The following is a 25,396-nucleotide window of genomic DNA, read 5'->3' as shown; positions in this document are numbered from 1 at the left end:
CCCCAACCCCCTTCACACAACCATCATCCCCCTGACCCTTTACTGTCACTTATCTGTAAACAAACAGTTATTTTTCTGTCATTCGAGCATGTCATGTTACCTCGCGAGCATAAAACGCGTGATATCGCGCATCCGGCACAATAAGAGAGATGACAATGACATCGTTACGACACACAGCTTTGGGTCTGGCACTGGGTCTGGCTTTTGCGACGAACGCAATGGCTGTGACGACCATTCCGTTCTGGCATTCCATGGAAGGGGAGTTGGGTAAAGAAGTTGACTCCCTGGCGCAGCGTTTCAACGACACCCACCCGGATTACAAAATTGTGCCGGTTTACAAAGGCAACTACGAGCAGAGCCTGAGCGCGGGCATCGCCGCCTTCCGTACCGGCAACGCGCCTGCACTGTTACAGGTTTATGAAGTGGGCACTGCCACCATGATGGCCTCCAAAGCCATCAAGCCGGTCTATGAAGTATTCAAAGAAGCGGGTATCAACTTCGATGAATCCCAGTTTGTACCGACCGTAGCGGGTTACTACACCGATTCCAAAACCGGCCATCTGCTGTCCCAGCCGTTTAACAGCTCTACGCCGGTGCTGTACTACAACAAAGACGCCTTCAAAAAAGCCGGTTTAGACCCGGAGCAGCCGCCAAAAACCTGGCAGGACCTGGCCGAATACACCGCGAAGCTGAAAGCGGCGGGAATGAAGTGCGGCTACGCTAGCGGCTGGCAGGGCTGGATCCAGATTGAAAACTTCAGCGCCTGGCACGGCCTGCCGGTTGCGACCAAAAACAACGGCTTCGACGGCACCGATGCGGTACTGGAGTTCAACAAGCCGGAGCAGGTGAAGCACATTGCGCTGCTTGCCGATCTGAACAAGAAGGGCGACTTCAGCTACTTCGGGCGTAAAGACGAATCCACCGAGAAGTTCTACAACGGCGACTGTGCCATTACCACCGCCTCGTCCGGCTCCCTGGCGGATATCCGCCACTACGCCAAATTCAACTACGGCGTGGGCATGATGCCGTACGACGCTGACGTGAAGGGCGCGCCGCAGAACGCCATCATCGGCGGGGCGAGCCTGTGGGTGATGCAGGGTAAAGACAAGGGCACCTATAAAGGCGTAGCCGAGTTCCTCGACTTCCTGGCGAAGCCGGAAAACGCCGCCGAATGGCACCAGAAGACCGGCTACCTGCCGATCACCAAAGCCGCGTACGACCTGACCCGCGAGCAGGGCTTCTACAGCAAGAACCCAGGGGCGGACATCGCGACGCGTCAGATGCTGAACAAGCCGCCGTTGCCGTTCACCAAAGGCCTGCGCCTGGGCAACATGCCGCAGATCCGCACCATTGTGGATGAAGAGCTGGAAAGCGTCTGGACCGGGAAGAAAACGCCACAGCAGGCGCTGGATTCCGCGGTAGAGCGCGGGAATCAGCTGCTGCGCCGCTTTGAGCAGTCGACGAAATCGTAATTCAAACCTGCCCCTCACCCCGGCCCTCTCCCCAAAGGGGCGAGGGAGAAAAGACGGCTCCGTGCAGTCCCCTCTCCCTTCTGGGGAGAGGGCTAGGGTGAGGGGTGAATACCTACAGAGCTAACCTATGTCATCATCCCGTCCGGTGTTCCGTTCCCGCTGGCTGCCGTACCTGCTGGTCGCGCCTCAGCTGGTCATCACCGTTATCTTCTTTATCTGGCCTGCGGGCGAAGCGCTGTGGTACTCGGTACAAAGCGTCGATCCGTTTGGGCTTTCCAGCCAGTTTGTCGGGCTGGACAACTTTACCGCGCTGTTCCATGACAGCTACTACCTGGACTCCTTCTGGACGACGATGAAATTCAGCGCGCTGGTCACCGTCAGCGGCCTTGTTGCCTCGCTATTTTTCGCCGCGCTGGTCGATTACGTGGTGCGCGGCAGCCGCCTGTATCAGACCCTGATGCTGCTGCCTTACGCCGTGGCGCCCGCCGTCGCCGCCGTGCTGTGGATTTTCCTGTTTAACCCCGGTCGCGGGCTGATTACCCACTTCCTGGCAGAGTTCGGCTACGACTGGAACCACGCCCAGAACAGCGGTCAGGCCATGTTCCTGGTGGTGTTCGCCTCGGTGTGGAAGCAGATCAGCTATAACTTCCTGTTCTTCTTTGCCGCGCTGCAGTCCATTCCCCGCTCGCTGGTGGAAGCCGCCGCGATTGACGGCGCAGGGCCGATTCGTCGCTTCTTCAGGCTGTCGCTGCCGCTGATCGCCCCGGTGAGCTTCTTCCTGCTGGTGGTTAACCTCGTTTACGCCTTCTTCGACACCTTCCCGGTAATCGATGCGGCCACCGCAGGCGGTCCGGTGCAGGCGACCACCACGCTTATCTATAAGATCTACCGCGAAGGATTCGCCGGGCTGGATCTCTCGGCCTCTGCCGCGCAGTCGGTTGTGCTGATGTTCCTCGTCATCATCCTCACGGTGGTGCAGTTCCGCTATGTTGAAAGTAAGGTGCGCTACCAATGATTGAGAACCGTCGCGGGCTGACGATTTTCAGCCATACCATGCTGATTTTAGGGATCATCGTCATCCTCTTCCCGCTGTACGTGGCCTTTGTCGCCGCCACGCTGGACACCAAAGCGGTGTTCGATACGCCGATGACGCTGATCCCCGGCGGCCACCTCTTTGAGAACATGAAGACCATCTGGACCCAGGGCGTGGGCGTCAACAGCGCACCGTTCTGGCTGATGATGCTCAACAGCTTCATCATGGCGTTTGGCATTACGGTCGGCAAAATTACGGTGTCGATGCTTTCGGCGTTCGCCATCGTCTGGTTCCGCTTTCCGCTGCGTAACCTCTTCTTCTGGATGATCTTCATCACGCTGATGCTGCCGGTTGAGGTGCGTATCTTCCCGACGGTGGAGGTGATCGCCAACCTGAAGATGCTCGACAGCTACGCGGGCTTAACCCTGCCGCTGATGGCCTCGGCGACCGCCACCTTCCTCTTCCGCCAGTTCTTTATGACCCTACCGGACGAGCTGATTGAAGCCGCGCGCATCGACGGCGCCTCACCGATGCGCTTCTTCCGCGACATCGTGCTGCCGCTGTCGAAAACCAACCTTGCGGCGCTGTTTGTGATCACCTTTATCTACGGCTGGAACCAGTACCTGTGGCCGCTGCTGATTATTCAGGACGTCAATCTCGGCACCGCCGTGGCGGGCATCAAAGGCATGATTGCCACCGGCGAAGGCACCACCCTCTGGAACCAGGTGATGGCGGCGATGCTGCTCACCCTTATCCCACCCGTAGTCATTGTTTTAGCCATGCAGCGCGCGTTTGTCCGCGGCCTGGTCGATAGCGAGAAATAAGATGGCAGGTTTAAAACTTCAGGCAGTAACCAAAAGCTGGGACGGCAAAACCCAGGTGATCCAGCCGCTGACGCTCGACGTGGCGGACGGGGAGTTTATCGTGATGGTCGGCCCGTCCGGCTGCGGCAAATCCACCCTGCTGCGCATGGTGGCGGGGCTGGAGCGCGTGACCTCCGGGGACATCTGGATTGACCGCCAGCGCGTCACCGAGATGGAGCCGAAAGACAGAGGTATCGCGATGGTCTTCCAGAACTACGCTCTCTACCCGCACATGAGCGTGGAGGAGAACATGGCCTGGGGGCTGAAAATCCGCGGCATGGGCAAAGGCCATATCGAGGAGCGCGTGAAAGAAGCCGCCCGCATTCTGGAGCTGGACGGCCTGCTCAAGCGCCGCCCGCGCGAGCTCTCAGGCGGCCAGCGCCAGCGCGTAGCGATGGGGCGCGCCATCGTGCGCGATCCGGCGGTATTCCTGTTCGACGAGCCGCTCTCTAACCTCGACGCCAAGCTGCGCGTGCAGATGCGTCTTGAGCTGCAGCAATTGCACCGTCGTCTGAAAACCACCTCGCTGTACGTTACCCACGATCAGGTCGAAGCCATGACCCTCGCCCAGCGCGTGATGGTGATGAACAAAGGCGTTGCCGAGCAGATCGGTACCCCGGTGGAAGTGTATGAGAAACCGGCTACCCGCTTTGTGGCGAGCTTTATCGGCAGCCCGGCGATGAACCTGCTGGAAGGGCGTATCAGCAGCGCGGGCTCGCACTTTGAGCTGGAAAGCGGGATGGCATTGCCAATCAACTGGTACTATCGTGGCTACGCCGGGCGTAAGATGACGCTCGGTATCCGCCCGGAACATATCGGTTTAACCTCTCAGGCGGAAGGCGGCGTGCCGCTGGTCATGGACACGCTGGAGATGTTGGGTGCAGATAACCTGGCGCACGGGCGCTGGGGCGAGCAAAAGATGGTGGTGCGTCTGGCACATCAGGAGCGCCCTAAAGCAGGCAGCACGCTGTGGCTGCACCTGCCGGAAAATCATCTGCACCTGTTTGACGGTGAAACAGGACAACGAGTATGAGCAACTGGCCTTATCCCCATGTCGTCGCCCACCGGGGCGGCGGTAAGCTGGCGCCGGAAAACACGCTGGCGGCGATTGACGTCGGCGCGCGCTACGGTCACACGATGATCGAGTTCGACGCCAAGCTGTCGAAAGACGGCGAAATTTTCCTGCTGCATGACGATAACCTCGAACGCACCAGCAACGGCTGGGGCGTGGCGGGCGAGCTGCCGTGGCGCGATCTGCTGAAAGTCGACGCCGGAAGCTGGTACAGCGGCGAATTCAAAGGCGAACCGCTGCCGCTGCTGACGGAAGTAGCCGATCGCTGTCGCCAGCACGGCATGATGGCCAATATCGAAATCAAACCGACCACCGGCACCGGGCCGCTGACCGGCAAAGTGATTGCCCTTGCCGCGCGCGAGCTGTGGGAAGGGATGACCGCGCCGCTGCTCTCCTCGTTTGAAATTGACGCACTGGAAGCGGCACAGGCGGCCGTACCGGAGCTGCCGCGCGGGCTGCTGCTTGACGAGTGGCGCGAGGACTGGCGCGAGCTGACGACGCGCTTAGCGTGCGTTTCGATCCATCTCAACCACAGGCTGCTGGATGAGGCGCGGGTGAAGATGCTGAAGGACGCGGGTCTGCATATTCTGGTTTACACCGTCAATAAACCCCAGCGCGCGGCCGAACTGCTGCGCTGGGGGGTGGACAGCATCTGCACCGATGCAATCGACCTGATCGGCCCGGACTTTAGTTCTGCGGATTAAGCATACTGCCATTCGACTGCGGCGGCAGCATATGCTGCTGTCCGCTACCTGACGACGTCATTCCCCCTAACATCCCGCCGTTTTTATTTGGCAACGGTTGCTCGCGCACCTGGCCCTGCTGCACGCGCTGGGTGTTGGCGTTCATCTGATTTTGCAGGCTTTGCTGCTGCACCTGGGTCTGCGTTCTCAGCTGCTGATTCAGCATCCCTTTTTGCTGCTGCTGCTGGCTCATCATCTCGGTCTGCATACGCTGCTGGCTCGGGATGACGTAACCCTGCTGATTCGGGTTATTCATGGTGTTGAGTGGCTGTGCGAGCGCGGCAAAGGGGATCAGCGCCGTAAGAATCAATAAGCGTTTCATTGTCATTTCCTCCTCTTGAGGTCTCTCTTAAGTTTACCCTGATTTCACCATGACGATGATTTTTTAGGAGTTGTGAACCAGGCTTAAGCGGGGAATATGGATCCCTTCACCTGGAGAACAATAATGATGAAACCAACGTTTTTGCGCTGGGTCGCCCTCGCCGCGCTGATGGCTGGCGGTACATTTAGCGTGGCGGCGAACCCGCCCGCGGCGCCTCCGGTCTCTTACGGCGTGGAGGAAGATGTTTTTCATCCCGTGCGGGCAACCCACGGCATGGTGGCATCCGTGGATGCGCTGGCGACCCGCGTGGGCGTCGATATTCTCAGACAGGGCGGTAACGCGGTGGATGCCGCGGTCGCCGTCGGCTACGCGCTGGCGGTGACGCACCCGCAAGCGGGGAACCTGGGCGGTGGCGGCTTTATGATGCTGCGCACCAAAGACGGGAAAACCACCGCCATCGACTTCCGTGAAATGGCGCCTTCTCAGGCGTCACGGGACATGTTCCTTGATGACCAGGGCAACCCGGACAGTAAAAAATCCCTGACCTCGCATCTCGCGTCCGGCACCCCGGGCACCGTTGCGGGCTTCTCGCTGGCGCTGGAAAAATACGGCACGATGCCGCTGAACAAGGTGGTTCAGCCTGCCATCAAGCTGGCGCGGGAGGGCTTTGTGGTGAATGACGCGCTGGCAGACGACCTCAAAACCTACGGTAGCGAAGTCATTCCGAATCACGAAAACAGCAAGGCCATCTTCTGGAAAGACGGTGAACCGCTGAAGAAGGGCGATAAGCTGGTGCAAAAAAACCTCGCTAAAAGCCTGGAGCTGATTGCGGAGCACGGTCCGGACGCCTTCTACAAAGGGGCGATTGCCGATCAGATTGCGGAAGAGATGCAAAAAAACGGCGGGCTCATCACCAAAGCGGATCTGGCGGACTACAGGGCGGTGGAGCGCGAGCCGATTAGCGGCACCTACCGCGGCTATGAGGTGTTCTCCATGCCGCCGCCGTCTTCCGGGGGCATTCACATCGTGCAGATCCTCAACATTCTTGAAAACTTCGATATGCACAAGTTCGGCTTTGGCAGCGCGGATGCCATGCAGATAATGGCGGAAGCGGAAAAACGCGCCTATGCCGATCGCTCGGAATATCTCGGCGACCCGGACTTCGTGAAGGTGCCGTGGCAGGCGCTGACCAACAAGGCGTACGCCAAATCCATTGCCGATCAGATCGATATCAACAAGGCCAGGCCGTCGAGCGAGATCCGCCCCGGCAAGCTGGCGCCGTATGAAAGCAACCAGACCACCCACTTCTCGGTGGTGGATAAAGACGGTAACGCGGTGGCGGTGACCTATACGCTCAACACCACGTTTGGCACCGGGATTGTGGCGGGCAATAGCGGCATTCTGCTGAACAACGAGATGGATGACTTCTCCGCCAAGCCGGGCGTGCCGAACGTCTACGGGCTGGTCGGCGGCGATGCGAATGCGGTAGGACCGAAGAAACGTCCGCTGTCGTCCATGTCGCCCACCATTGTCGTGAAAGATGGCAAAACCTGGCTGGTAACCGGCAGCCCGGGCGGCAGCCGAATTATCACCACAGTATTGCAGATGGTGGTGAACAGCATTGACTTTGGGATGAACGTCGCCGAAGCCACCAACGCCCCGCGCTTCCACCACCAGTGGCTGCCGGACGAGCTGCGCGTCGAGAAGGGCTTTAGCCCGGACACCATTAAACTGCTTGAGCAGCGTGGGCAGAAGGTGGCGGTGAAAGAGGCGATGGGTAGCACCCAGAGCATTATGGTAGGGCCGGACGGAGCGCTGTTTGGCGCATCAGATCCGCGTTCGGTGGATGATTTGACGGCGGGGTATTGATTATTCCCCTCACCCTAACCCTCTCCCCATAGGGGAGAGGGCCGTGGTGAGGGGAGTGTGTCACTTCACTCTCGCCATATAATACGCATCCACATACTCGCCGTTGCGCAGGGCATAGCGCTTGCCGGTGCCTTCGATTTCAAAACCAAAATTTTTATAGAGGGCAACTGCCGCGGGGTTATCGGCAAAGACCGTCAGTTCGATACGTTCAATGCGCAACCAGTTGTCACACAGGTTGATCATCTCGCTCATGAGCCTGCGGCCTACGCCGCGTCCCTGCATATCCGCAGCCACGCTGATGCCGAATGTGGCAACATGGCTGCGACGCGGGTTTTCCATTACGTCCAGCGCCATATGTCCAATAACGCGCTGGTCCAGACAGGCAACGAGATGGCGCCGGCCTGGTTTTGTCGCAACGCGTTCGTGCCACATTTCCATAGAAGGATGAGGGAGTTGTAGCGTGTCGTGATACACATCAGGATGCGACATGATGTCACGTAAAGCTTCTGCATCGCTGGGTTCGATGTGGCGTATCACTATCTCACTCATTCCTTGTTCCTCAGTCAGTTAAAAGTCCCTTCCAACATCAATGACTTTAAAATTTGAGTCAACCGCTATTTTTTGCAAAAAGTATTGGACAAGTGCGAATGAGAATGATTATTATTGCTCTGCGTTCAGGAAGACCGCTACGGGAACCTGAAAGCACGACATTGCTCACATTGCTTCCAGTATTACTTTAGCCAGCTTTTAGCTGGCTTTTTTTTTGTTATGGTTAGACTCAGTAACCTTCCAAAAGGACTGAGCCATGACACTACATTGCGCATTTATTGGATTTGGTAAAAGTACGACCCGCTATCACCTGCCGTATGTTCTTAACCGCAAAGACAGCTGGCATGTGGCCCATATCTACCGCCGCCGCGCGAAGCCGGAAGAGCAATCTCCGCAGTACTCCCACATCCACTTCACCTGCGATCTCGACGAGGTGCTTAACGACCCACAGGTGAAGCTGGTGATTGTCTGCACCCACGCCGACAGCCATTTTGACTATGCCAAACGCGCGCTCAATGCGGGTAAAAACGTGCTGGTAGAAAAGCCGTTCACCCCGACTATCGCCGAAGCGAAGGAACTGTTTACGCTGGCGAAAAGTCAAGGCCTGACCGTTACGCCATATCAGAACCGGCGCTTTGACAGCTGCTTCCTGACGGCGAAAAAAGCGATTGAAAGCGGCAAGCTCGGCAACATCGTGGAAATCGAAAGTCACTTCGATTACTACCGTCCTGTGGCGGAAACGCAACCCGGACTGCCTCAGGATGGTTCGTTCTATGGTCTGGGCGTGCACACCATGGACCAGATCATCTCCCTGTTTGGCCGCCCGGACCACGTGGCGTATGACATTCGCAGCCTGCGCAACAAAGCCAATCCGGACGATACCTTCGAAGCCCAGCTGTTCTACGGCGACCTGAAGGCCATCGTCAAAACCAGCCACCTGGTGAAGATCGACTACCCGAAATTTATCGTTCACGGTACCCGGGGTTCGTTCATTAAGTACGGCATTGACCAGCAGGAGACCAGCCTGAAGGCCAACATCATGCCGGGCGAGCCGGGCTTTGCGGCGGACGATTCCGTGGGCGTGCTGGAGTATGTGAACAACGAGGGCGTGACGGTCAAAGAAACGCTGAAGCCGGAAATCGGCGACTATGGCCGCGTCTACGATGCGCTGTTTGAGACCCTCACAAACGGCACGGCGAATTACGTCAAGGAATCTGACGTTCTGACCAACCTGGAAATCCTTGAGCGGTCCTTCGAGCAGGCTTCTCCTGCCACGATAACCCTTGCGAAATAAGCAAAAACGGCTCCTCTGTGCTTGTTCATAATTTTTGAACAGAGGAGTCAATTTTCACCCTCTATGATCCCAGACCGTTTGCGTCCACACTTACTCCATCGAAACGAACTGAGGGTGAAAACAATGATCTACTTACGCAAAGCAAACGAACGTGGTCACGCGAATCATGGCTGGCTGGACTCATGGCATTCATTCTCGTTTGCCGACTACTACGACCCGAACTTCATGGGCTTCTCCGCGCTGCGCGTGATTAACGACGACGTGATTGATGCAGGGCAGGGCTTCGGTACTCACCCGCACAAAGACATGGAAATCCTGACCTACGTGCTGGAAGGGGCGGTTGAGCACCAGGACAGCATGGGCAACAAAGAGCAGGTTCCGGCGGGCGAGTTCCAGATTATGAGCGCGGGTACCGGGGTGCGTCACTCCGAGTACAACCCGAGCAAAACGGAAAAACTGCACCTGTATCAAATCTGGATCATTCCAGAAGAGACCGGCATCACGCCGCGCTACGAGCAGCGCCGCTTCGACGCGAAACAGGGCAAACAGCTGGTGCTCTCCCCGGATGCGCGTGAAGGTTCCCTGAAGGTGCATCAGGATATGGAGCTGTACCGCTGGGCGCTGGCAAAAGACGAACAGTCTGTCCATCAGATTGCCGCCAACCGCCGCGTCTGGATCCAGGTGGTGAAAGGTGAGGTGTCCATTAATGGCACCAAAGCAACTACCGCCGATGGTCTGGCCATCTGGGATGAGCAGGCGCTCTCCGTGCACGCCGACAGCGACAGTGAAATCCTGCTGTTTGACCTGCCGCCGGTGTAATAAAACATAAATAAATCCCCATCCTTCCCTTTGACAGGGGAAGGATGGGCTTTGTCCGTGGTAAACTGAGCAAATCTCTCACTTCAAGATTTCTCAGGACGATGAAAAAGAAACGCCCCGTACTTCAGGATGTCGCCGATCGCGTCGGTGTGACCAAAATGACGGTCAGCCGTTTTTTACGTAACCCGGAACAGGTTTCCGTGGCGTTACGTGGCAAGATTGCCGCTGCCCTTGATGAACTGGGTTATATCCCCAACCGCGCACCCGATATTCTCTCCAATGCGACCAGCCGTGCGGTGGGCGTTCTGCTTCCTTCCCTGACCAACCAGGTTTTCGCCGAAGTATTACGGGGAATCGAAAGCGTCACCGATGCTTTTGGTTATCAGACCATGCTCGCCCACTACGGGTACAAGCCGGAACTCGAAGAGGAACGTCTTGAATCGATGCTTTCCTGGAACATCGACGGCCTGATTTTAACCGAACGTACCCACACTGCCCGTACGCTCAAAATGATCGAAGTGGCCGGTATCCCGGTGGTAGAACTGATGGACAGCCAGTCGCCGTGCCTCGACATCGCCGTTGGGTTCGATAACTTCGAAGCGGCGCGCCAGATGACGGCGGCTATCATCGCCCGCGGGCATCGTCATATCGCCTATCTGGGTGCGCGTCTTGATGAACGTACTATCATCAAACAGAAGGGATACGAGCAGGCGATGCTCGACGCGAACTTAACCCCGTACAGCGTGATGGTGGAGCAGTCCTCTTCCTATACGTCGGGTATTGAGCTGATGCGTCAGGCGCGACGCGAGTATCCGCAACTGGACGGTATTTTCTGTACCAACGATGACCTTGCGGTCGGCGCAGCATTTGAGTGTCAGCGTCTGGGGCTGAAGATCCCTGATGATATGGCGATCGCCGGTTTCCACGGCCACGATATTGGCCAGGTGATGGAGCCGCGTCTGGCGAGCGTCCTGACCCCGCGTGAACGTATGGGCCGCATTGGCGCAGAACGCCTGCTGGCGCGCATTCGTGGCGAGACGGTTACCCCGAAAATGTTAGATTTAGGTTTCACCTTGTCACCGGGTGGATCTATTTGAACTGACAAATTTGAAGTAGCTCACACTTATTCACTTCGCGCACGTTTGGATATTGCTTCTCTTTTGCCCCGGCAGGACAATGTTACCGATAACTGTTACCCGTAACAATTGACTGAGGGACACCCTTTGAGCACGACTAATCACGATCACCACGTCTACGTCCTGATGGGCGTTTCCGGTAGCGGGAAATCAGCCGTGGCCAGCGAAGTGGCGCATCAACTCCAGGCTGCGTTTCTTGATGGCGACTTCCTCCATCCGCGCAGCAACATCATGAAAATGGCCTCCGGCGAGCCGCTGAACGACGACGACCGCAAACCTTGGTTGCAGGCGCTAAATGACGCCGCGTTCGCTATGCAGCGTACCAATAAAGTCTCCCTGATCGTCTGCTCCGCGCTGAAAAAAACCTACCGCGACCTGCTGCGTGACGGCAACCCGAATCTCTCTTTCATCTACCTGAAAGGAGATTTCGAGGTGATTGAAAGCCGCCTGAAGGCGCGTAAAGGTCACTTCTTCAAAACCCAGATGCTGGTAACGCAGTTCGAAGCGCTGCAGGAGCCGGGTGAAGACGAGAAAGACGTCTTAGTGGTTGATATCGATCAGTCACTGGAGGGTGTTGTTGCCAGCACCATCGAGGTCATTAATAAAAGGCAGTAAGTTTTGAGTACATTAACGCTAGTTTTGACAGCAGTGGGTTCGGTATTGCTGCTGCTGTTTTTAGTGATGAAGGCGCGTATGCACGCCTTTGTTGCTTTGATGGTGGTTTCTATTGGCGCAGGTCTCTTTTCCGGTATGCCGCTCGACAAGATCGCCGCGACAATGGAAAAAGGGATGGGCGGAACGCTGGGCTTCCTGGCGATTGTGGTCGCGCTGGGCGCGATGTTTGGCAAGATTTTGCACGAGACGGGCGCGGTCGACCAGATTGCCGTTAAGATGCTGAAATCCTTTGGCCACAGCCGTGCGCACTACGCGATTGGCCTGGCGGGCCTGATTTGCGCGCTGCCGCTGTTCTTTGAAGTGGCCGTTGTGTTGCTGATAAGCGTCGCGTTCTCCATGGCGCGCCATACCGGCACAAACCTCGTGAAGCTGGTTATTCCACTGTTTGCGGGCGTTGCGGCGGCCGCAGCGTTTCTGCTGCCGGGGCCTGCACCGATGCTGCTGGCGTCCCAGATGCACGCCGACTTTGGCTGGATGATCCTGATAGGCCTGTGCGCGGCAATTCCGGGAATGATTATCGCCGGCCCACTCTGGGGTAACTTCATCAGCCGTTACGTTGAGCTGCATATTCCGGACGACATCACCGAGCCGCACCTGGGCGAGGGCAAAATGCCGTCCTTCGGCTTCAGCCTGTCGCTGATCCTGCTCCCGCTGGTTCTCGTGGGTCTGAAAACCATCGCCGCGCGCTTTGTGCCGGTGGGTTCTACCGCGTACGAATGGTTTGAGTTCATCGGTCACCCGTTCACGGCGATCCTGGTGGCGTGCCTGGTGGCGATTTACGGCCTGGCGATGCGTCAGGGGATGCCAAAAGACCGGGTGATGGAGATCTGCGGTGCCGCGCTGCAGCCTGCGGGTATTATCCTGCTGGTGATTGGTGCCGGCGGCGTGTTCAAGCAGGTACTGGTGGATTCCGGCGTGGGGCCGGCTCTGGGCGAAGCGCTGACCGGGATGGGCCTGCCGATTGCGGTAACCTGCTTTGTCCTGGCGGCGGCGGTTCGTATCATTCAGGGTTCCGCCACCGTGGCGTGTTTAACCGCCGTGGGTCTGGTGATGCCGGTGATTGAACAGCTGAACTACTCCGGTGCCCAGATGGCCGCGCTCTCTATCTGTATCGCGGGCGGTTCGATTGTGGTCTCTCACGTTAACGACGCCGGCTTCTGGCTGTTCGGTAAGTTTACCGGCGCCACCGAAGCGCAAACCCTGAAAACCTGGACGCTGATGGAAACCATACTCGGCACGACGGGTGCGATTGTCGGGATGATTGCCTTTACGCTGCTCAGCTAAATGCAATGATTTAACAAGGCAGAAAAAAAGGCCCGGTAGCGTTAACGCTTACCGGGCCTTTTATTATGCAGAACGTCAGGCCGGGTCAGGTGAAACCATCACCCGGCTTTTTAACATCACTCGCCCTGCGTGGCGCTCTCAATCGTCAAGCGCACGTCCGAGGTAATCAGCTCTGCGAGCATCTGGTAAACCTTCAGCGTCTCTTCCGGCTCGGCATCGCCTGTATCGCTGATGAAGCCTTCATCACGCAGCGTCAGTACCAGAGAACTAAAGACTGCTTTGTCGAAGAATTCAGGGGCGTTAATGCCGTGCAAAACGGACAGACGCTGGGCCAGCGTCCGGCTTTCTTTCTCCAGCGTACCGCGGTTGATAGACGGGTTCGCACTCAGCAGCCAGAACGTAATGGCGTAGCGCTGCAGCGTTTCACGCGCACCGGCCGCCAGCAGCTGCAGGGTACGGGAGCGTGACGGATTGATGTGCAGCTCGTCGTCTGAAACGGTGATCAGCCCCTGGCGACGCATCTCTTCCGTCATCTTATCCAGTTCTGTCGCCAGCTCATCCCTACTCCAGCGCAGGAACAGCTCCGCTTTCAGCATCGGATAGATGGTCTCAAGATGGCGCAGTAGCTCCTGACGGGAAATATGTCGATGCTGGGTAATAATGGCGGCCATTAGCGACGGCAGCATCAGCATATGCGTGATGTTGTTGCGGTAGTAGGTCATCAGCACCGCCTGCTCGCGCGGCAGAATGATGATGTCGCCGATCGTGTCCTTTTCGACTTCAAACTTATTCATCTGAAGCGCGTGATCGATAAGCTCACTGGCGGTCGCAGAAGGTACGGTCGAATCAACCGAATACGGCACGTTCCGCATCATATCCAGATAGCAATCCAGCTGCTCTGTGAGCTGTTCACGGGTCAGCGAGCGCTGGCGCGAAGCCAGAAGTGCCGTACAGCACAGGTTCATGGCGTTAGCCGCACCGGCGTTGTTAATGCGCACCATCAGCTCGGACGCGATGCCGTTAACCGTTGGCGTCAGCCAGGCCGGACGCACCGCTTCGATAGGATCGATGGACTCGCGCCACTCCGGAACGTGATGGTTCAGGTACGTCATCAGCGGCATCGGCTCGCCGAAGTTAACGTAGCCCTGACCAAGATTGCGCAACTTGCTCAAGCCGCGCAGCATCTGCGGCAGGCTCTCTTTCTCTTTGGTCGCGCCACGCAGCTCTTTCGCGTACGTGCCCACTTCCATCACGTGCTCGTAGCCAATGTAGATAGGCACCAGCGTAATCGGACGGGTACCTCCGCGCAGCATGGCCTGGATGGTCATCGACAGCGTGCCGGTCTTCGGATCGAGCAGACGACCGGTACGGGAACGCCCGCCCTCCACGAAGTACTCCACGGAATAGCCGCGGCTGAACAGCTCGCCCAGATACTCGCGGAACACAGTGGAGTAGAGCTTGTTACCCTTGAAGGTACGACGAATAAAGAACGCGCCCAGGCGGCGGAAAATCGGACCTGCTGGCCAGAAATTCAGGTTGATACCGGCAGCAATGTGCGGCGGTACCAGCCCCTGATGATAGAGCACGTAGGAAAGGAGCAGGTAGTCCATGTGACTGCGGTGGCAGGGGACATAGACAATCTCATGGCCATCATGCGCCAGTTGGCGTACACGTTCGGCGTTATGAACGTTGATGCCCTGATACAGGCGGTTCCACGTAAAGCCGAGGATACGATCGGAAAGGCGAATCATCTCGTAAGAGAAGTTCGCTGCAATCTCTTCCATCAGCGCAATGGCGTTCTGCTGAGCTTTCTCATGCGAAATTTTCTTGCTGCGCGCTTCATCTTCAACGGCGCGGGCAATCGCTTTGGAAGCCAGCAGCTTGTTGAACAGATCCTGACGCGCCGGGAGGCGTGGCCCTACGGCAGCGAGGCGCTGACGAGCGAAGTGCATACGCGCCACGCGCGCCAGTTTTTGCGCGATGATCTTGTCGGTGCCGTGCTCGTCCGCCATGCGACGCAGCGAAACGGAAGGGGAGAAACGCACAAAGCTGTCGCGTCCCAGCCAGGAGACCGCAAAGAACTTCTGGATGCCGTTAAGCATGCGCAGCGGCGGATTCTCTTCACCTTTTTCGCGGCCCGGACGACGACCAAACATCACCGATACCGGCACCATCTGCACATCCAGATCGGGGTTGCTGCGGTGCAGGTCGAGATAGTCATGGAACAGCTTGATGGACTCTTCTTTCGGGGTGTAATAAGTAAACACGCGCGGCCCGCCGTGGATGAACACGTAGCGCGGCAGCAGCGTACCGTCAACTTCCAGCGGTTCAAGCGGATCTGGTAAGTCATGCGCCAGACACTGGGCGCGAAGCGTCAGTAAGTCAGCCTTCGAGTTATAAGGCAAAACGTACATAATGGGACGCGACGTATCGAGCCCCAGTTCCAGCGCGGGTTCTGCTGGGATAGACTTGCTTTTTACCAGGATGCTTAATGGTAAATTAAGTAATTTGTAGTAAATTCGTGGCCAGCCGGACATAAACGATGTAAAGCCTCTGGTTAATAATGCAATTGCGGCGCAAGGATAACAGAAAGCGCGCAAAATTTCTGTTGTTACCCGTCATACTTCAGGCTGTAGCGAAACGCGCTACGGCTCCTGTTACTGACGCTCTTTTTTAAAAAAGGTTCTTTTAATGGCCAATAATACCACTGGGTTAACACGTATCATCAAAGCCGCCGGCTATTCATGGAAAGGTTTCCGTGCCGCATGGGCCAACGAGGCCGCGTTTCGCCAGGAGGGCGTCGCCGCTATCATCGCGGTGATCGTCGCCTGTTTCCTTGATGTTGATGCTATTACCCGCGTACTTCTTATCGGTTCCGTACTTCTGGTGATGATAGTGGAAATTCTTAATAGCGCTATTGAGGCCGTTGTTGATCGCATCGGTTCCGATTTCCATGAGCTTTCTGGCCGCGCAAAAGACATGGGATCTGCTGCCGTATTACTGGCGATTATCACTGCCGTTATCACCTGGGTCACGCTGCTTTGGTCACATTTCCGATGAGCCTCGAGGAATAATTAAGTCCCTGGTTTTTTGTGCAGTTTTTGGTTCCAAAATCGCCTTTGACTGTATATACTCACAGCATAACTGTATATACACCCAGGGGGCGGAATGAAAGCGTTAACGACCAGGCAGCAAGAGGTGTTTGATCTCATCCGGGATCATATCGGCCAGACGGGTATGCCACCTACGCGTGCGGAAATCGCGCAGCGTCTGGGTTTCCGTTCTCCGAATGCTGCCGAAGAACACCTGAAAGCGCTGGCGCGTAAAGGCGTGATTGAGATTGTATCAGGCGCGTCACGCGGTATCCGACTGCTGGTAGAAGAAGAGACGGGCATTCCGCTGGTAGGTCGTGTTGCTGCCGGTGAGCCTTTACTGGCACAGCAGCATATTGAAGGTCATTACCAGGTCGATCCAGCCATGTTCAAGCCGAGCGCTGATTTTCTGCTGCGCGTTAGCGGCATGTCGATGAAAGACATCGGTATTCTTGACGGCGATCTGCTTGCGGTACATAAAACGCAGGATGTGCGTAACGGCCAGGTGGTTGTCGCGCGCATTGACGATGAAGTCACCGTCAAACGTCTGAAAAAACAGGGTAACACCGTTCAGTTACTGCCTGAAAACAACGAGTTCACCCCAATTGTGGTCGATCTCCGCGAACAGAACTTCTCTATCGAAGGTCTGGCAGTAGGCGTGATTCGTAACGGTGAATGGCTGTAATCTCTTCCTGACAGGCTACGCTTCCGCTGTAGCCTGTTCATCTACCTTTCCCGGTATTTCGCATGTCACTACTGACGGCATCAGATAAGGCATTGTGGCGTCTTGCCCTGCCGATGATTTTCTCCAATATTACCGTGCCTTTGCTGGGACTGGTTGATACTGCCGTTATAGGCCATCTTGATTCACCGGTTTATCTTGGCGGCGTGGCGATTGGCGCGACGGCAACCAGCTTCCTGTTTATGCTGTTGCTCTTTTTACGCATGAGCACCACCGGTCTTACCGCACAGGCTTATGGTGCGAAAGATCCGCTGCGTCTGGCGCGCGCGCTGGTGCAGCCGCTTATACTCGCGCTTGGCGCGGGTGCGTTAATCGTTGTATTACGGACACCCCTGATCGATCTTGCGCTTCATATCGTTGGCGGCAGCGAGGCGGTACTGGATCAGGCGCGACGTTTCCTTGAAATCCGGTGGCTCAGCGCGCCAGCGTCGCTGGCTAACCTGGTTCTGCTGGGGTGGCTACTGGGCGTTCAGTATGCCCGGGCGCCAGTGATTTTGCTGGTGGTGGGCAACCTTCTCAACATTGTGCTGGATATCTGGCTGGTGATGGGCCTGCATATGAACGTGCGGGGCGCGGCGCTGGCGACGGCGATTGCCGAATACGGGACCTTTATCATTGGCTTGTGGATGGTCTGGCGCGTGCTGTCGATGCGCGGGATCTCTCTGGCGCTGCTCAAAACCGCATGGCGCGGCAATATCCGTAAGCTGCTGGCCCTCAACCGTGACATCATGCTGCGCTCGCTGCTTCTTCAGCTCTGCTTCGGCGCGCTGACGGTTTTCGGGGCTCGACTGGGGCCAGAAATCGTGGCGGTCAACGCGATATTGATGACGCTTCTGACCTTTACCGCCTATGCGCTGGACGGTTTTGCCTACGCGGTTGAAGCGCATTCCGGGCAGGCGTACGGTGCGCGAGAAAGCGGGCAGCTTCAGGATGTCTGGCGGGCAGCCTGCCGTCAGTCGGGACTGGTGGCGCTGGCCTTTGGTCTGGTTTACGCCTGCTTTGGTGAGCAGATCGTTGCATTGCTGACGTCTATACCTGCTCTGCGCGAGTTGGCGAGTCACTATCTCCTCTGGCAAGTCATCTTACCGGTGGTCGGCGTCTGGTGTTATCTGCTGGACGGCATGTTTATTGGTGCGACGCGCGGAGCGGAAATGCGCAACAGCATGGCGGTCGCGGCGGCAGGGTTTGGTCTGACGCTGCTAACGCTTCCCTGGCTGGGTAATCACGGTTTGTGGCTGGCCCTGGCCGTCTTCCTCTCGCTGCGCGGGTTATCGCTGGCGTTTATCTGGCACCGCCACTGGCAAAACGATACCTGGTTCTCTTCGCGCCACGATATATCGTGACGGTTAAAGATTCCGAATATGAAATTAAGTACGGAATCCTTAACTACAATAATTATCACGTCCAGCAGAAAAGAACGTAACGGACGTTACGACCCGACGCTTAACTAAGAGGACACGATGATGAATAAAGACGAAATCGGCGGCAACTGGAAGCAGTTCAAAGGTAAAGCGAAAGAAAAGTGGGGTAAGCTGACTGATGACGATATGACTGTCATTGAAGGTAAACGCGATCAGCTTGTCGGTAAAATTCAGGAACGTTACGGCTACGCGAAAGATCAGGCGGAAAATGAAGTCAAAGACTGGGAAACCCGTAACGACTACCGCTGGTAACGCTGAATAACCCACAGGGCGGCTCTAAGCCGCCTTTTCTTTTGCCGTTAACGCGGCTTTTTCTTCACCAGAATAGAGTGGTCGTGCTGACACGCGTCCTGATGGCGACAGGCTTCCACCTCCACGCACGCGGAACAGAGCCCGTGCGCCTCAATCACGTTATGAAGCAGGGCAAACCCCATTTTCGCTGCCAGCGTATGCATAATGTCTTCCACGCCTTCCGCAGCCTCTTCTTTCACCACGCCGCAGCGGTCACAGATAAACATCGCCGATGTGTGGGTGGGCTGATCGAACAGATGGCACAGCACATAGCTGTTGGTGGATTCCACCTTGTGCACGAACCCTTGTTCCAGCAGGAAATCCAATGCGCGATAAACCGTCGGCGGCTTTGCCTGCGGCTCGCTTTCGCGGAGCAGGTCGAGCAGATCGTAGGCGCTGATAGCACCCTGCTGCAGGCTCATCAGGCGTAATACTTCAAGGCGCTGCGGAGTCAGGCGCACATTGCGTTGCGCACACAGCTTTTCGGCCTGCGCTAACAGCTCTTTTGTGGACTTATCCATGTAGCACCCCGGATGTTATAGGACGGAAAACCCTCACTTTATCATGTTCTGGTAAAAACGCCGAGATCCGCCAGTCTGTGCTATACCTGACCCATTACAAACCGGGAAATAAACAATGAAAAAACCTGACTGTATTCGACACTGGCGCGACCTTGAAGGCGCGGATGATTCGACCTATCCCGACAGCGATGAGCTTTTTTCTATCGGCGCCCCGTTGGCTCGAAAGCTTGGGCTCGGGCGTATTGGCATCCATCATGAGCGCCTGCCGCCTGGGCGCAGGACGTCCTATCCGCACGCGGAGAGCGACGAAGAAGAGTTTATTTACGTGCTTGAAGGCCACCCTGACGCCTGGATTAATGGCTACTTGTGGAAGCTGGAGCCTGGCGACAGCGTAGGTTTTCCCGCCGGTACCGGCATCTGTCATACCTTTATCAACAACACGGACGATGAGGTTCGGCTCCTGGTCGTTGGCGAGGCCAACAAGAAGCACAACCGCATCTACTACCCGCTCAACCCCGTGTATGCCGCCACGCGGGAAGATCGCTGGGTAGATCATCCCCCGCAGTTTTTTGGACCGCATGATGGAAAACCTGGGAAAAAATAATTTCCTCTTCTATAAATATTGAGGGCCGTCACAAAATATAACAGGCCGTAAGGGAGTTTTACTTAGGGAAAGAAATAGCGGGTCTTTTACTACTTATTCACAGCAATAGTTCGTTCCTGTTTGGGTGATAACAGACAGGGGTTATTTCATAACAGACTATAACGGGCATACTGTGAAAAAAAATTTTAAATTTTCGGTGGTTAGCATTGCTGTCTCCTTGTTTATGGCAAATCAGGCGGGAGCAGCCAATACCTGGACAGAATCACGCAGCGACGCAATGGGTGGCACCGGCGTGGCTTCGGGAAGCTATGGTAGTGGGGCGTTAATCAACCCCGCGCTGCTGGCAAAGGCAAAGCCGGACGATGATGTGACGGTCATATTGCCTTCGGTTGGCGCGCAAATCACGGATGAAGACAATCTTCAGGACGAGATTGATACCATCAACGACAAAATCAATCACTACAAGGATGTGGTTGATAATCTCACGCCAAGAGAAATTATCACCAATCCATTAGGTTCCATTAATCAATTCCAGGGCGCGGCCAAAGATCTGGCCGATGAGCTGGACTATCTCAAAGGCAAAACCGCACGCGCAACGGCAGGGGCAGGGCTTGCGGTGAGTATCCCTAACGATGTCCTTTCGGTAGCCTTCATGGCGAAAGGCTATGCCCATGGCCGGGTGAGCTCGTCTATCGATCAGCAGGATATTGATTACCTTCGCGGTATTCAACGCAGTAATGTGGTGGCTGCCGGTGTTGCACTGGACGCTGCGCTGAACGGCACGGATCAGATCACCAAAAATCTCAACTCAACGGCATCCGGCCGGGCGGCGATTGTCTCCGACTATGGTGTTGCCGTTGCCCGTCAGTTTGACCTCGGCGGCGTCCCTGTTTCCGTGGGCGTGACGCCAAAGCTGCAAAAAACCTGGGTCTATAACTACACCACGTCAATCTACGATTATGACAGTAACAAGTGGAACGACAGCCGCTACCGTACTGACGATACGGGCTTCAACGTGGATGCCGGTATTGCGGCCGATTTCGGCGAACACTGGACCGTTGGCGTGAGCGGACAAAACCTGATGTCGCGCGATATCGACACCAAAGATATCCGTATCCGCAATGGCCGTACGGGAGAAGTGGTGAGCTATAAAGACACCTATCAGATCCGCCCGCTGGTAACCGCCGGTGCCGCCTGGCACAACGACCTGGTGACGCTGACCGCCGATGGCGATCTGACCGAAACCAAAGGCTTCAAGAGCGAAGATACGTCGCAGTACGTGGGTGTCGGTGCCGAGGTGACGCCGCTGAGCTGGCTGGCGGTCCGTGCGGGTTATCGTGCAGACGTGAAGGGTAACGACAGCAATGTCTTTACCGGCGGTGTCGGTTTCGCGCCGTTTAGCACCGTGCATGTTGATCTGATGGGCCTGTACGGTGAAGACGAAACCTGGGGCGCAGGGGCTCAGCTGAGCATGACGTTCTAAAGTCAACCGGAGGCGCTGCGCCTCCGGCTTTTCTTTGTGCTATAGTAGCGCCCCTTTTCCACCAGATGCTTAAAACTTCGCCATGTCGTCAGAATCACAGACCGCTTTCCCCGCACACCGTTTCTCCATTGCGCCGATGCTCGACTGGACGGACAGACACTGCCGCTATTTCCTGCGCCAGCTCTCCCGCCATACGCTGCTGTACACCGAAATGGTGACCACGGGCGCAATTATTCACGGGAAGGGCGACTATCTGGCCTATAGCGAAGAAGAGCATCCGGTTGCCCTGCAGCTGGGCGGCAGCGATCCGGCCGCGCTGGCGCAGTGTGCGAAGCTGGCGGAAGCGCGCGGCTACGACGAGATCAACCTGAACGTTGGCTGCCCGTCCGACCGTGTGCAAAACGGTATGTTCGGTGCCTGCCTGATGGGGAACGCGCAGCTGGTAGCGGACTGTATCAAGGCGATGCGCGATGCGGTCTCCATTCCGGTCACGGTCAAAACCCGTATCGGGATTGACGACCAGGACAGCTACGAATTCCTGTGCGACTTCATCGATACGGTCTCCGGAAAGGGCGAATGCGAGATGTTCATCATCCACGCGCGAAAAGCCTGGCTCTCCGGCCTGAGCCCGAAAGAGAACCGCGAAATCCCGCCGCTGGACTACCCGCGCGTGCATCAGCTGAAGCGTGACTTCCCGCACCTGACGATGTCGATCAACGGCGGCATTAAGTCGCTGGAAGAGGCCAAAGCGCATCTGGCGCATATGGATGGCGTGATGGTCGGCCGCGAGGCGTACCAGAACCCGGGCATTCTGGCGACGGTCGATCGCGAAATCTTTGGCATCGAAGGTTCAGACACCGATCCGGTTGCCGTCGTGCGGGCGATGTATCCTTATATTGAGCGCGAGCTGAGCAACGGTACGTATCTCGGCCATATCACTCGCCATATGCTGGGTCTGTTCCAGGGTATACCGGGCGCGCGTCAGTGGCGTCGCTACCTGAGCGAAAACGCACATAAAGCCGGTGCCGATATTGAGGTGCTGGAACATGCGCTGCGACTGGTGGCAGACAAGCGATAACTTTCGCTAAAAGTTCGTCAAATTCACCACGCCCTGCGAGTTCTCGCGGGGCGTTTTGCTTTAAGAACAAAATGTTAGCTTTGGCATGGATCTTGTAATGCTTAATGCATTACTCGGGAACTTGTGGGAGAGCACCATGCTGGAACTACTTTTTGTGATTGGCTTTTTTGTCATGCTGTTAGCGACAGGCGTTTCGCTGCTCGGCATTCTGGCGGCTATCGTGGTGGCGACGGTGGTCATGTTTATTGGCGGACTGTTTGCGCTGACGATCAAACTGCTGCCTTGGTTACTGCTGGCCGTTGCGGTGGTGTGGGTGATTCGGTCGATTAAATCGCCAAAAGTGCCCGGTTATCAGCGCAATAACCGCTTTCGTTACTAAGGTATTGAGGGGTTCGTCACATAGTTGTAACTTTTCCGGCAGCATGGCTTAGAACAGAATAGGATTTACTTATCGAATCTGTCACTATGACTGCCGTTAAAGAATTCATCGTGCTGTACCCTACATACAGCCGAACTAAAAAAAGAAAGGGCTTCCCACGGGAAGCCCAATTTCTTTTTGGGGCTCAGGGAATCAACAGGCTCGACCCCTGCGTCGCCCGGCTCTCCAGCACCTCATGCGCGCGCTGCGCATCGGTCAGCGCGAATTTCTGCGCATCTGCCACGTCCACTTTGATGACACCGCTGGCGATCAGCGAGAACAGCTCGTTGCTGGCTTCCTCAAGTTCTTCCCGGTTGGTGATGTAGCCCTGCAGGGAAGGGCGCGTGACGTACAGCGAACCTTTCTGATTCAGAATACCGAGATTCACGCCGGTGACAGCGCCTGACGCATTGCCGAAGCTCACCATCAGCCCACGACGCTGCAGACAGTCCAGCGACGCTTCCCAGGTGTCTTTCCCAACCGAGTCATACACGACGCGCACCTTTTTGCCGCTGGTGATCTCCTTCAGCCGTTCGACAATGCTCTCTTCACGGTAGTTAATCACCTGCCAGGCGCCCGCCTGCAGCGCGCGCTGCGCTTTTTGGGCATTGCCCACGGTGCCGATCAGTTTTGCGCCCAGGGCTTTTGCCCACTGACAGGCGATGAGCCCGACGCCGCCCGCCGCGGCATGAAACAGGAACTGCTCGTCGGGTTTAATTTCATAGGTTTTACGCAGCAGGTAGTAAACGGTTAAGCCTTTCAGGAACGAGGCCGCCGCCTGCTCAAAGGAGATGGCGTTGGGCAGCAGGGCGGCTTTATCCGCCGGGACGTTGTGGACGGAGCTGTAAGCGCCCAGCGCTGACTGCGCATATACCACGCGGTCGCCCTCTTTAATATGCTTAACCGCGCTGCCCACTTTGATGACGACACCGGCTGCCTCGGTGCCCAGTCCGCTCGGCATCGATGGAGGCGGGTAGAGCCCGCCGCGAATATAGGTGTCGATGTAGTTTATGCCTATGGCTTTGTTTTCAACCTGCACTTCGTTTTCGCCAGGCGCGGTGGGGGTGAACTCCACCGCTTTGAGTACGTCTGGCCCACCGTGTTTCTGGAATTCAATGCGCGTTGCCATGCTCCCTCCGTAAGAAAAATATGGTAATCTTTCGACCCACTCTTTATCTCGGTAACTCCATTCACTATGGCAGGAAACAAACCCTTCAACAAACAGACTGAACCTCGCGAGCGTGATTTCCAGGTCGCAGGGTTAAAGGTCCCGCCGCACTCGATTGAAGCGGAACAGTCGGTGTTGGGCGGTTTAATGCTGGATAACGAGCGCTGGGACGACGTCGCCGAGCGCGTCGTGGCGGAAGATTTCTACACCCGCCCGCACCGCCACATCTTTACCGAAATGGCGCGTCTGCAGGAGTCGGGCAGCCCGATCGACCTGATCACGCTCGCGGAATCACTGGAGCGTCTTGGTCAGCTCGACAGCTGCGGTGGGTTTGCCTATCTGGCGGAACTGTCAAAAAACACGCCTAGTGCGGCGAACATCAGCGCTTATGCCGATATCGTGCGCGAACGTGCCGTCGTCCGCGAGATGATCTCGGTGGCGAACGAGATCGCCGAAGCCGGTTTTGATCCGCAGGGGCGCACCAGCGAAGACCTGCTTGACCTTGCCGAGTCCCGCGTTTTTAAAATCGCCGAAAGCCGCGCCAACAAAGACGAAGGCCCAAAAAATATCGCCGATGTGCTCGACGCCACCGTCGCCCGTATCGAACAGCTGTTCCAGCAGCCTCACGACGGTGTGACCGGGGTGAACACCGGCTATGACGATCTCAACAAGAAAACCGCCGGTCTGCAGCCGTCGGATTTGATCATCGTCGCCGCGCGTCCGTCGATGGGTAAAACGACATTTGCGATGAACCTCGTCGAAAACGCGGCGATGTTGCAGGATAAGCCGGTGCTGATCTTCAGCCTTGAGATGCCCTCCGAGCAGATTATGATGCGTTCTCTGGCATCGCTGTCTCGCGTGGATCAGACCCGCATCCGTACCGGCCAGCTTGATGATGAAGACTGGGCGCGCATCTCCGGCACCATGGGCATTCTGCTGGAAAAACGTAACATCTATATCGATGACTCTTCCGGCCTGACGCCGACGGAAGTGCGCTCCCGCGCGCGTCGTATCGCCCGTGAACACGGTGGCATCGGCCTCATCATGATCGACTACCTTCAGCTGATGCGCGTCCCGTCGCTTTCAGACAACCGTACGCTGGAAATTGCGGAGATTTCCCGCTCGCTCAAGGCGTTAGCCAAAGAGCTGCACGTGCCGGTGGTCGCGCTGTCGCAGCTGAACCGCTCCCTGGAACAACGCGCCGACAAGCGCCCGGTCAACTCCGACCTGCGTGAATCCGGCTCCATCGAGCAGGATGCCGACTTAATCATGTTCATCTACCGTGATGAGGTTTATCACGAGAACAGCGACCTGAAAGGGATCGCCGAAATTATTATTGGTAAACAACGTAACGGCCCAATCGGGACGGTGCGTCTGACCTTTAACGGACAGTGGTCGCGTTTCGACAACTATGCCGGTCCTCAATATGATGATGAGTAATTTCTAA

25 protein-coding genes are annotated in these 25,396 nt (G+C 56.6%); 20 read left to right on the top strand and 5 right to left on the bottom strand.

Annotated elements, in window-relative coordinates:
* Positions 1–155 precede the first annotated feature (155 nt).
* From ugpB to ugpQ, 5 genes are all read left to right on the top strand, one after another.
* Entirely contained in the window at positions 156–1,472 is a 1,317-nt protein-coding gene (ugpB, locus tag USH94_RS19570) for a sn-glycerol-3-phosphate ABC transporter substrate-binding protein UgpB (protein WP_023310025.1), read from the top strand.
* A gap of 127 nt (positions 1,473–1,599) precedes the next feature.
* Positions 1,600–2,487 carry a sn-glycerol-3-phosphate ABC transporter permease UgpA gene (ugpA, locus tag USH94_RS19565; protein WP_023618241.1) on the top strand — a complete coding sequence of 296 codons (888 nt, stop codon included), beginning with the start codon at positions 1,600–1,602 and terminating at the stop codon, positions 2,485–2,487.
* The gene (ugpE, locus tag USH94_RS19560) at positions 2,484–3,329 is read left to right on the top strand and encodes a sn-glycerol-3-phosphate ABC transporter permease UgpE (protein WP_111964220.1); all 846 of its coding nucleotides are present in this window, start codon (positions 2,484–2,486) and stop codon (positions 3,327–3,329) included. Before ugpA ends, ugpE begins: the two co-directional genes overlap by 4 nt.
* A 1-nt stretch (position 3,330) precedes the next feature.
* Positions 3,331–4,401, top strand: coding sequence for a sn-glycerol-3-phosphate import ATP-binding protein UgpC (locus USH94_RS19555; RefSeq protein ID WP_111964219.1), 1,071 nt, complete (start codon positions 3,331–3,333; stop codon positions 4,399–4,401).
* Positions 4,398–5,144: a glycerophosphodiester phosphodiesterase gene (gene ugpQ, locus USH94_RS19550; RefSeq protein WP_111964218.1), complete on the top strand. Its 747-nt coding sequence runs from the start codon at positions 4,398–4,400 to the stop codon at positions 5,142–5,144. The genes USH94_RS19555 and ugpQ overlap by 4 nt, the downstream gene beginning before the upstream one ends.
* Here the strand turns inward: ugpQ and USH94_RS19545 are convergent.
* On the bottom strand, positions 5,128–5,505 hold the full coding sequence (locus USH94_RS19545) for a DUF2756 family protein (RefSeq protein WP_111964217.1): 378 nt from the start codon (positions 5,503–5,505) through the stop codon (positions 5,128–5,130). The genes ugpQ and USH94_RS19545 overlap by 17 nt on opposite strands.
* A 123-nt stretch (positions 5,506–5,628) precedes the next feature.
* Here USH94_RS19545 and ggt point away from each other — a divergent pair, with 123 nt between their 5' ends.
* On the top strand, positions 5,629–7,374 hold the full coding sequence (gene ggt, locus USH94_RS19540; RefSeq protein ID WP_181574021.1) for a gamma-glutamyltransferase: 1,746 nt from the start codon (positions 5,629–5,631) through the stop codon (positions 7,372–7,374).
* Between the two features lie 60 nt (positions 7,375–7,434).
* Here ggt and yhhY read toward each other — a convergent pair whose 3' ends face one another.
* Positions 7,435–7,923, bottom strand: a complete 489-nt coding sequence (gene yhhY / locus USH94_RS19535; protein ID WP_111964216.1) for an N-acetyltransferase — start codon at positions 7,921–7,923, stop codon at positions 7,435–7,437.
* Between the two features lie 256 nt (positions 7,924–8,179).
* Between yhhY and USH94_RS19530 the strand changes: the two genes are divergently transcribed.
* From USH94_RS19530 to gntU, 5 genes are all read left to right on the top strand, one after another.
* Positions 8,180–9,217 (top strand): oxidoreductase, encoded by a 1,038-nt coding sequence (locus USH94_RS19530; protein WP_111964215.1) that lies wholly within the window; start codon positions 8,180–8,182, stop codon positions 9,215–9,217.
* 123 nt (positions 9,218–9,340) lie between these two features.
* Complete coding sequence (locus tag USH94_RS19525) at positions 9,341–10,036, top strand: pirin family protein (protein WP_111964214.1); 696 nt, start codon at positions 9,341–9,343, stop codon at positions 10,034–10,036.
* Between the two features lie 101 nt (positions 10,037–10,137).
* Positions 10,138–11,133: a gluconate operon transcriptional repressor GntR gene (gene gntR, locus USH94_RS19520; RefSeq protein ID WP_021242747.1), complete on the top strand. Its 996-nt coding sequence runs from the start codon at positions 10,138–10,140 to the stop codon at positions 11,131–11,133.
* 126 nt (positions 11,134–11,259) lie between these two features.
* A complete protein-coding gene (gene gntK / locus USH94_RS19515; RefSeq protein WP_008503362.1) occupies positions 11,260–11,787 on the top strand; it encodes a gluconokinase in 528 nt (175 codons plus the stop codon).
* 3 nt (positions 11,788–11,790) lie between these two features.
* Positions 11,791–13,131 carry a gluconate transporter gene (gene gntU / locus USH94_RS19510; RefSeq protein ID WP_014833577.1) on the top strand — a complete coding sequence of 447 codons (1,341 nt, stop codon included), beginning with the start codon at positions 11,791–11,793 and terminating at the stop codon, positions 13,129–13,131.
* Between the two features lie 116 nt (positions 13,132–13,247).
* Here gntU and plsB read toward each other — a convergent pair whose 3' ends face one another.
* Positions 13,248–15,668 (bottom strand): glycerol-3-phosphate 1-O-acyltransferase PlsB, encoded by a 2,421-nt coding sequence (gene plsB, locus USH94_RS19505; RefSeq protein ID WP_111964213.1) that lies wholly within the window; start codon positions 15,666–15,668, stop codon positions 13,248–13,250.
* 154 nt (positions 15,669–15,822) lie between these two features.
* Here plsB and USH94_RS19500 point away from each other — a divergent pair, with 154 nt between their 5' ends.
* The 4 genes from USH94_RS19500 to USH94_RS19485 all read left to right on the top strand — a co-directional run bounded on the left by USH94_RS19500 (position 15,823) and on the right by USH94_RS19485 (position 18,638).
* On the top strand, positions 15,823–16,191 hold the full coding sequence (locus tag USH94_RS19500; RefSeq protein ID WP_111964212.1) for a diacylglycerol kinase: 369 nt from the start codon (positions 15,823–15,825) through the stop codon (positions 16,189–16,191).
* A gap of 108 nt (positions 16,192–16,299) precedes the next feature.
* Positions 16,300–16,908: a transcriptional repressor LexA gene (lexA, locus tag USH94_RS19495; RefSeq protein ID WP_111964211.1), complete on the top strand. Its 609-nt coding sequence runs from the start codon at positions 16,300–16,302 to the stop codon at positions 16,906–16,908.
* A 62-nt stretch (positions 16,909–16,970) separates the two neighbouring features.
* Positions 16,971–18,308: an MATE family efflux transporter DinF gene (gene dinF, locus USH94_RS19490; RefSeq protein WP_111964210.1), complete on the top strand. Its 1,338-nt coding sequence runs from the start codon at positions 16,971–16,973 to the stop codon at positions 18,306–18,308.
* Positions 18,309–18,428: 120 nt separating this feature from the next.
* Positions 18,429–18,638 carry a CsbD family protein gene (locus USH94_RS19485; protein ID WP_024906712.1) on the top strand — a complete coding sequence of 70 codons (210 nt, stop codon included), beginning with the start codon at positions 18,429–18,431 and terminating at the stop codon, positions 18,636–18,638.
* Between the two features lie 47 nt (positions 18,639–18,685).
* Here USH94_RS19485 and zur read toward each other — a convergent pair whose 3' ends face one another.
* Complete coding sequence (gene zur / locus USH94_RS19480) at positions 18,686–19,198, bottom strand: zinc uptake transcriptional repressor Zur (protein WP_111964209.1); 513 nt, start codon at positions 19,196–19,198, stop codon at positions 18,686–18,688.
* A 115-nt stretch (positions 19,199–19,313) separates the two neighbouring features.
* Between zur and USH94_RS19475 the strand changes: the two genes are divergently transcribed.
* From USH94_RS19475 to pspG, 4 genes are all read left to right on the top strand, one after another.
* On the top strand, positions 19,314–19,802 hold the full coding sequence (locus USH94_RS19475) for a cupin domain-containing protein (protein ID WP_111964208.1): 489 nt from the start codon (positions 19,314–19,316) through the stop codon (positions 19,800–19,802).
* A gap of 172 nt (positions 19,803–19,974) precedes the next feature.
* Entirely contained in the window at positions 19,975–21,285 is a 1,311-nt protein-coding gene (locus tag USH94_RS19470) for a conjugal transfer protein TraF (protein WP_111964207.1), read from the top strand.
* A gap of 82 nt (positions 21,286–21,367) precedes the next feature.
* Positions 21,368–22,363, top strand: a complete 996-nt coding sequence (dusA, locus tag USH94_RS19465; protein WP_111964206.1) for a tRNA dihydrouridine(20/20a) synthase DusA — start codon at positions 21,368–21,370, stop codon at positions 22,361–22,363.
* Between the two features lie 136 nt (positions 22,364–22,499).
* Positions 22,500–22,742 (top strand): envelope stress response protein PspG, encoded by a 243-nt coding sequence (gene pspG / locus USH94_RS19460; protein WP_111964222.1) that lies wholly within the window; start codon positions 22,500–22,502, stop codon positions 22,740–22,742.
* A gap of 184 nt (positions 22,743–22,926) precedes the next feature.
* Here the strand turns inward: pspG and USH94_RS19455 are convergent, their stop codons facing one another.
* Positions 22,927–23,910, bottom strand: coding sequence for a quinone oxidoreductase (locus tag USH94_RS19455; protein ID WP_111964205.1), 984 nt, complete (start codon positions 23,908–23,910; stop codon positions 22,927–22,929).
* A 66-nt stretch (positions 23,911–23,976) separates the two neighbouring features.
* Between USH94_RS19455 and dnaB the strand changes: the two genes are divergently transcribed.
* Positions 23,977–25,389 (top strand): replicative DNA helicase, encoded by a 1,413-nt coding sequence (gene dnaB / locus USH94_RS19450; protein ID WP_023310046.1) that lies wholly within the window; start codon positions 23,977–23,979, stop codon positions 25,387–25,389.
* Positions 25,390–25,396: the final 7 nt, after the last annotated feature.

It is taken from the genome of Enterobacter sp. 148H3, from assembly GCF_034107425.1.
Lineage (GTDB): Bacteria > Pseudomonadota > Gammaproteobacteria > Enterobacterales > Enterobacteriaceae > Enterobacter > Enterobacter vonholyi.
Note: the sequence above shows the minus strand (reverse complement) of the source record. Positions and strands in the feature narration are given on the sequence as shown.

Coding starts and splice junctions, on each gene's coding strand:
- ugpB (WP_023310025.1), top strand. CDS start 156: ATGACATCGTTACGACACACAGCTTTGGGTCTGGCACTGGGTCTGGCT.
- ugpA (WP_023618241.1), top strand. CDS start 1,600: ATGTCATCATCCCGTCCGGTGTTCCGTTCCCGCTGGCTGCCGTACCTG.
- ugpE (WP_111964220.1), top strand. CDS start 2,484: ATGATTGAGAACCGTCGCGGGCTGACGATTTTCAGCCATACCATGCTG.
- USH94_RS19555 (WP_111964219.1), top strand. CDS start 3,331: ATGGCAGGTTTAAAACTTCAGGCAGTAACCAAAAGCTGGGACGGCAAA.
- ugpQ (WP_111964218.1), top strand. CDS start 4,398: ATGAGCAACTGGCCTTATCCCCATGTCGTCGCCCACCGGGGCGGCGGT.
- USH94_RS19545 (WP_111964217.1), bottom strand. CDS start 5,505: ATGAAACGCTTATTGATTCTTACGGCGCTGATCCCCTTTGCCGCGCTC.
- ggt (WP_181574021.1), top strand. CDS start 5,629: ATGATGAAACCAACGTTTTTGCGCTGGGTCGCCCTCGCCGCGCTGATG.
- yhhY (WP_111964216.1), bottom strand. CDS start 7,923: ATGAGTGAGATAGTGATACGCCACATCGAACCCAGCGATGCAGAAGCT.
- USH94_RS19530 (WP_111964215.1), top strand. CDS start 8,180: ATGACACTACATTGCGCATTTATTGGATTTGGTAAAAGTACGACCCGC.
- USH94_RS19525 (WP_111964214.1), top strand. CDS start 9,341: ATGATCTACTTACGCAAAGCAAACGAACGTGGTCACGCGAATCATGGC.
- gntR (WP_021242747.1), top strand. CDS start 10,138: ATGAAAAAGAAACGCCCCGTACTTCAGGATGTCGCCGATCGCGTCGGT.
- plsB (WP_111964213.1), bottom strand. CDS start 15,668: ATGTCCGGCTGGCCACGAATTTACTACAAATTACTTAATTTACCATTA.
- USH94_RS19500 (WP_111964212.1), top strand. CDS start 15,823: ATGGCCAATAATACCACTGGGTTAACACGTATCATCAAAGCCGCCGGC.
- lexA (WP_111964211.1), top strand. CDS start 16,300: ATGAAAGCGTTAACGACCAGGCAGCAAGAGGTGTTTGATCTCATCCGG.
- dinF (WP_111964210.1), top strand. CDS start 16,971: ATGTCACTACTGACGGCATCAGATAAGGCATTGTGGCGTCTTGCCCTG.
- USH94_RS19485 (WP_024906712.1), top strand. CDS start 18,429: ATGAATAAAGACGAAATCGGCGGCAACTGGAAGCAGTTCAAAGGTAAA.
- zur (WP_111964209.1), bottom strand. CDS start 19,198: ATGGATAAGTCCACAAAAGAGCTGTTAGCGCAGGCCGAAAAGCTGTGT.
- USH94_RS19475 (WP_111964208.1), top strand. CDS start 19,314: ATGAAAAAACCTGACTGTATTCGACACTGGCGCGACCTTGAAGGCGCG.
- dusA (WP_111964206.1), top strand. CDS start 21,368: ATGTCGTCAGAATCACAGACCGCTTTCCCCGCACACCGTTTCTCCATT.
- pspG (WP_111964222.1), top strand. CDS start 22,500: ATGCTGGAACTACTTTTTGTGATTGGCTTTTTTGTCATGCTGTTAGCG.
- USH94_RS19455 (WP_111964205.1), bottom strand. CDS start 23,910: ATGGCAACGCGCATTGAATTCCAGAAACACGGTGGGCCAGACGTACTC.
- dnaB (WP_023310046.1), top strand. CDS start 23,977: ATGGCAGGAAACAAACCCTTCAACAAACAGACTGAACCTCGCGAGCGT.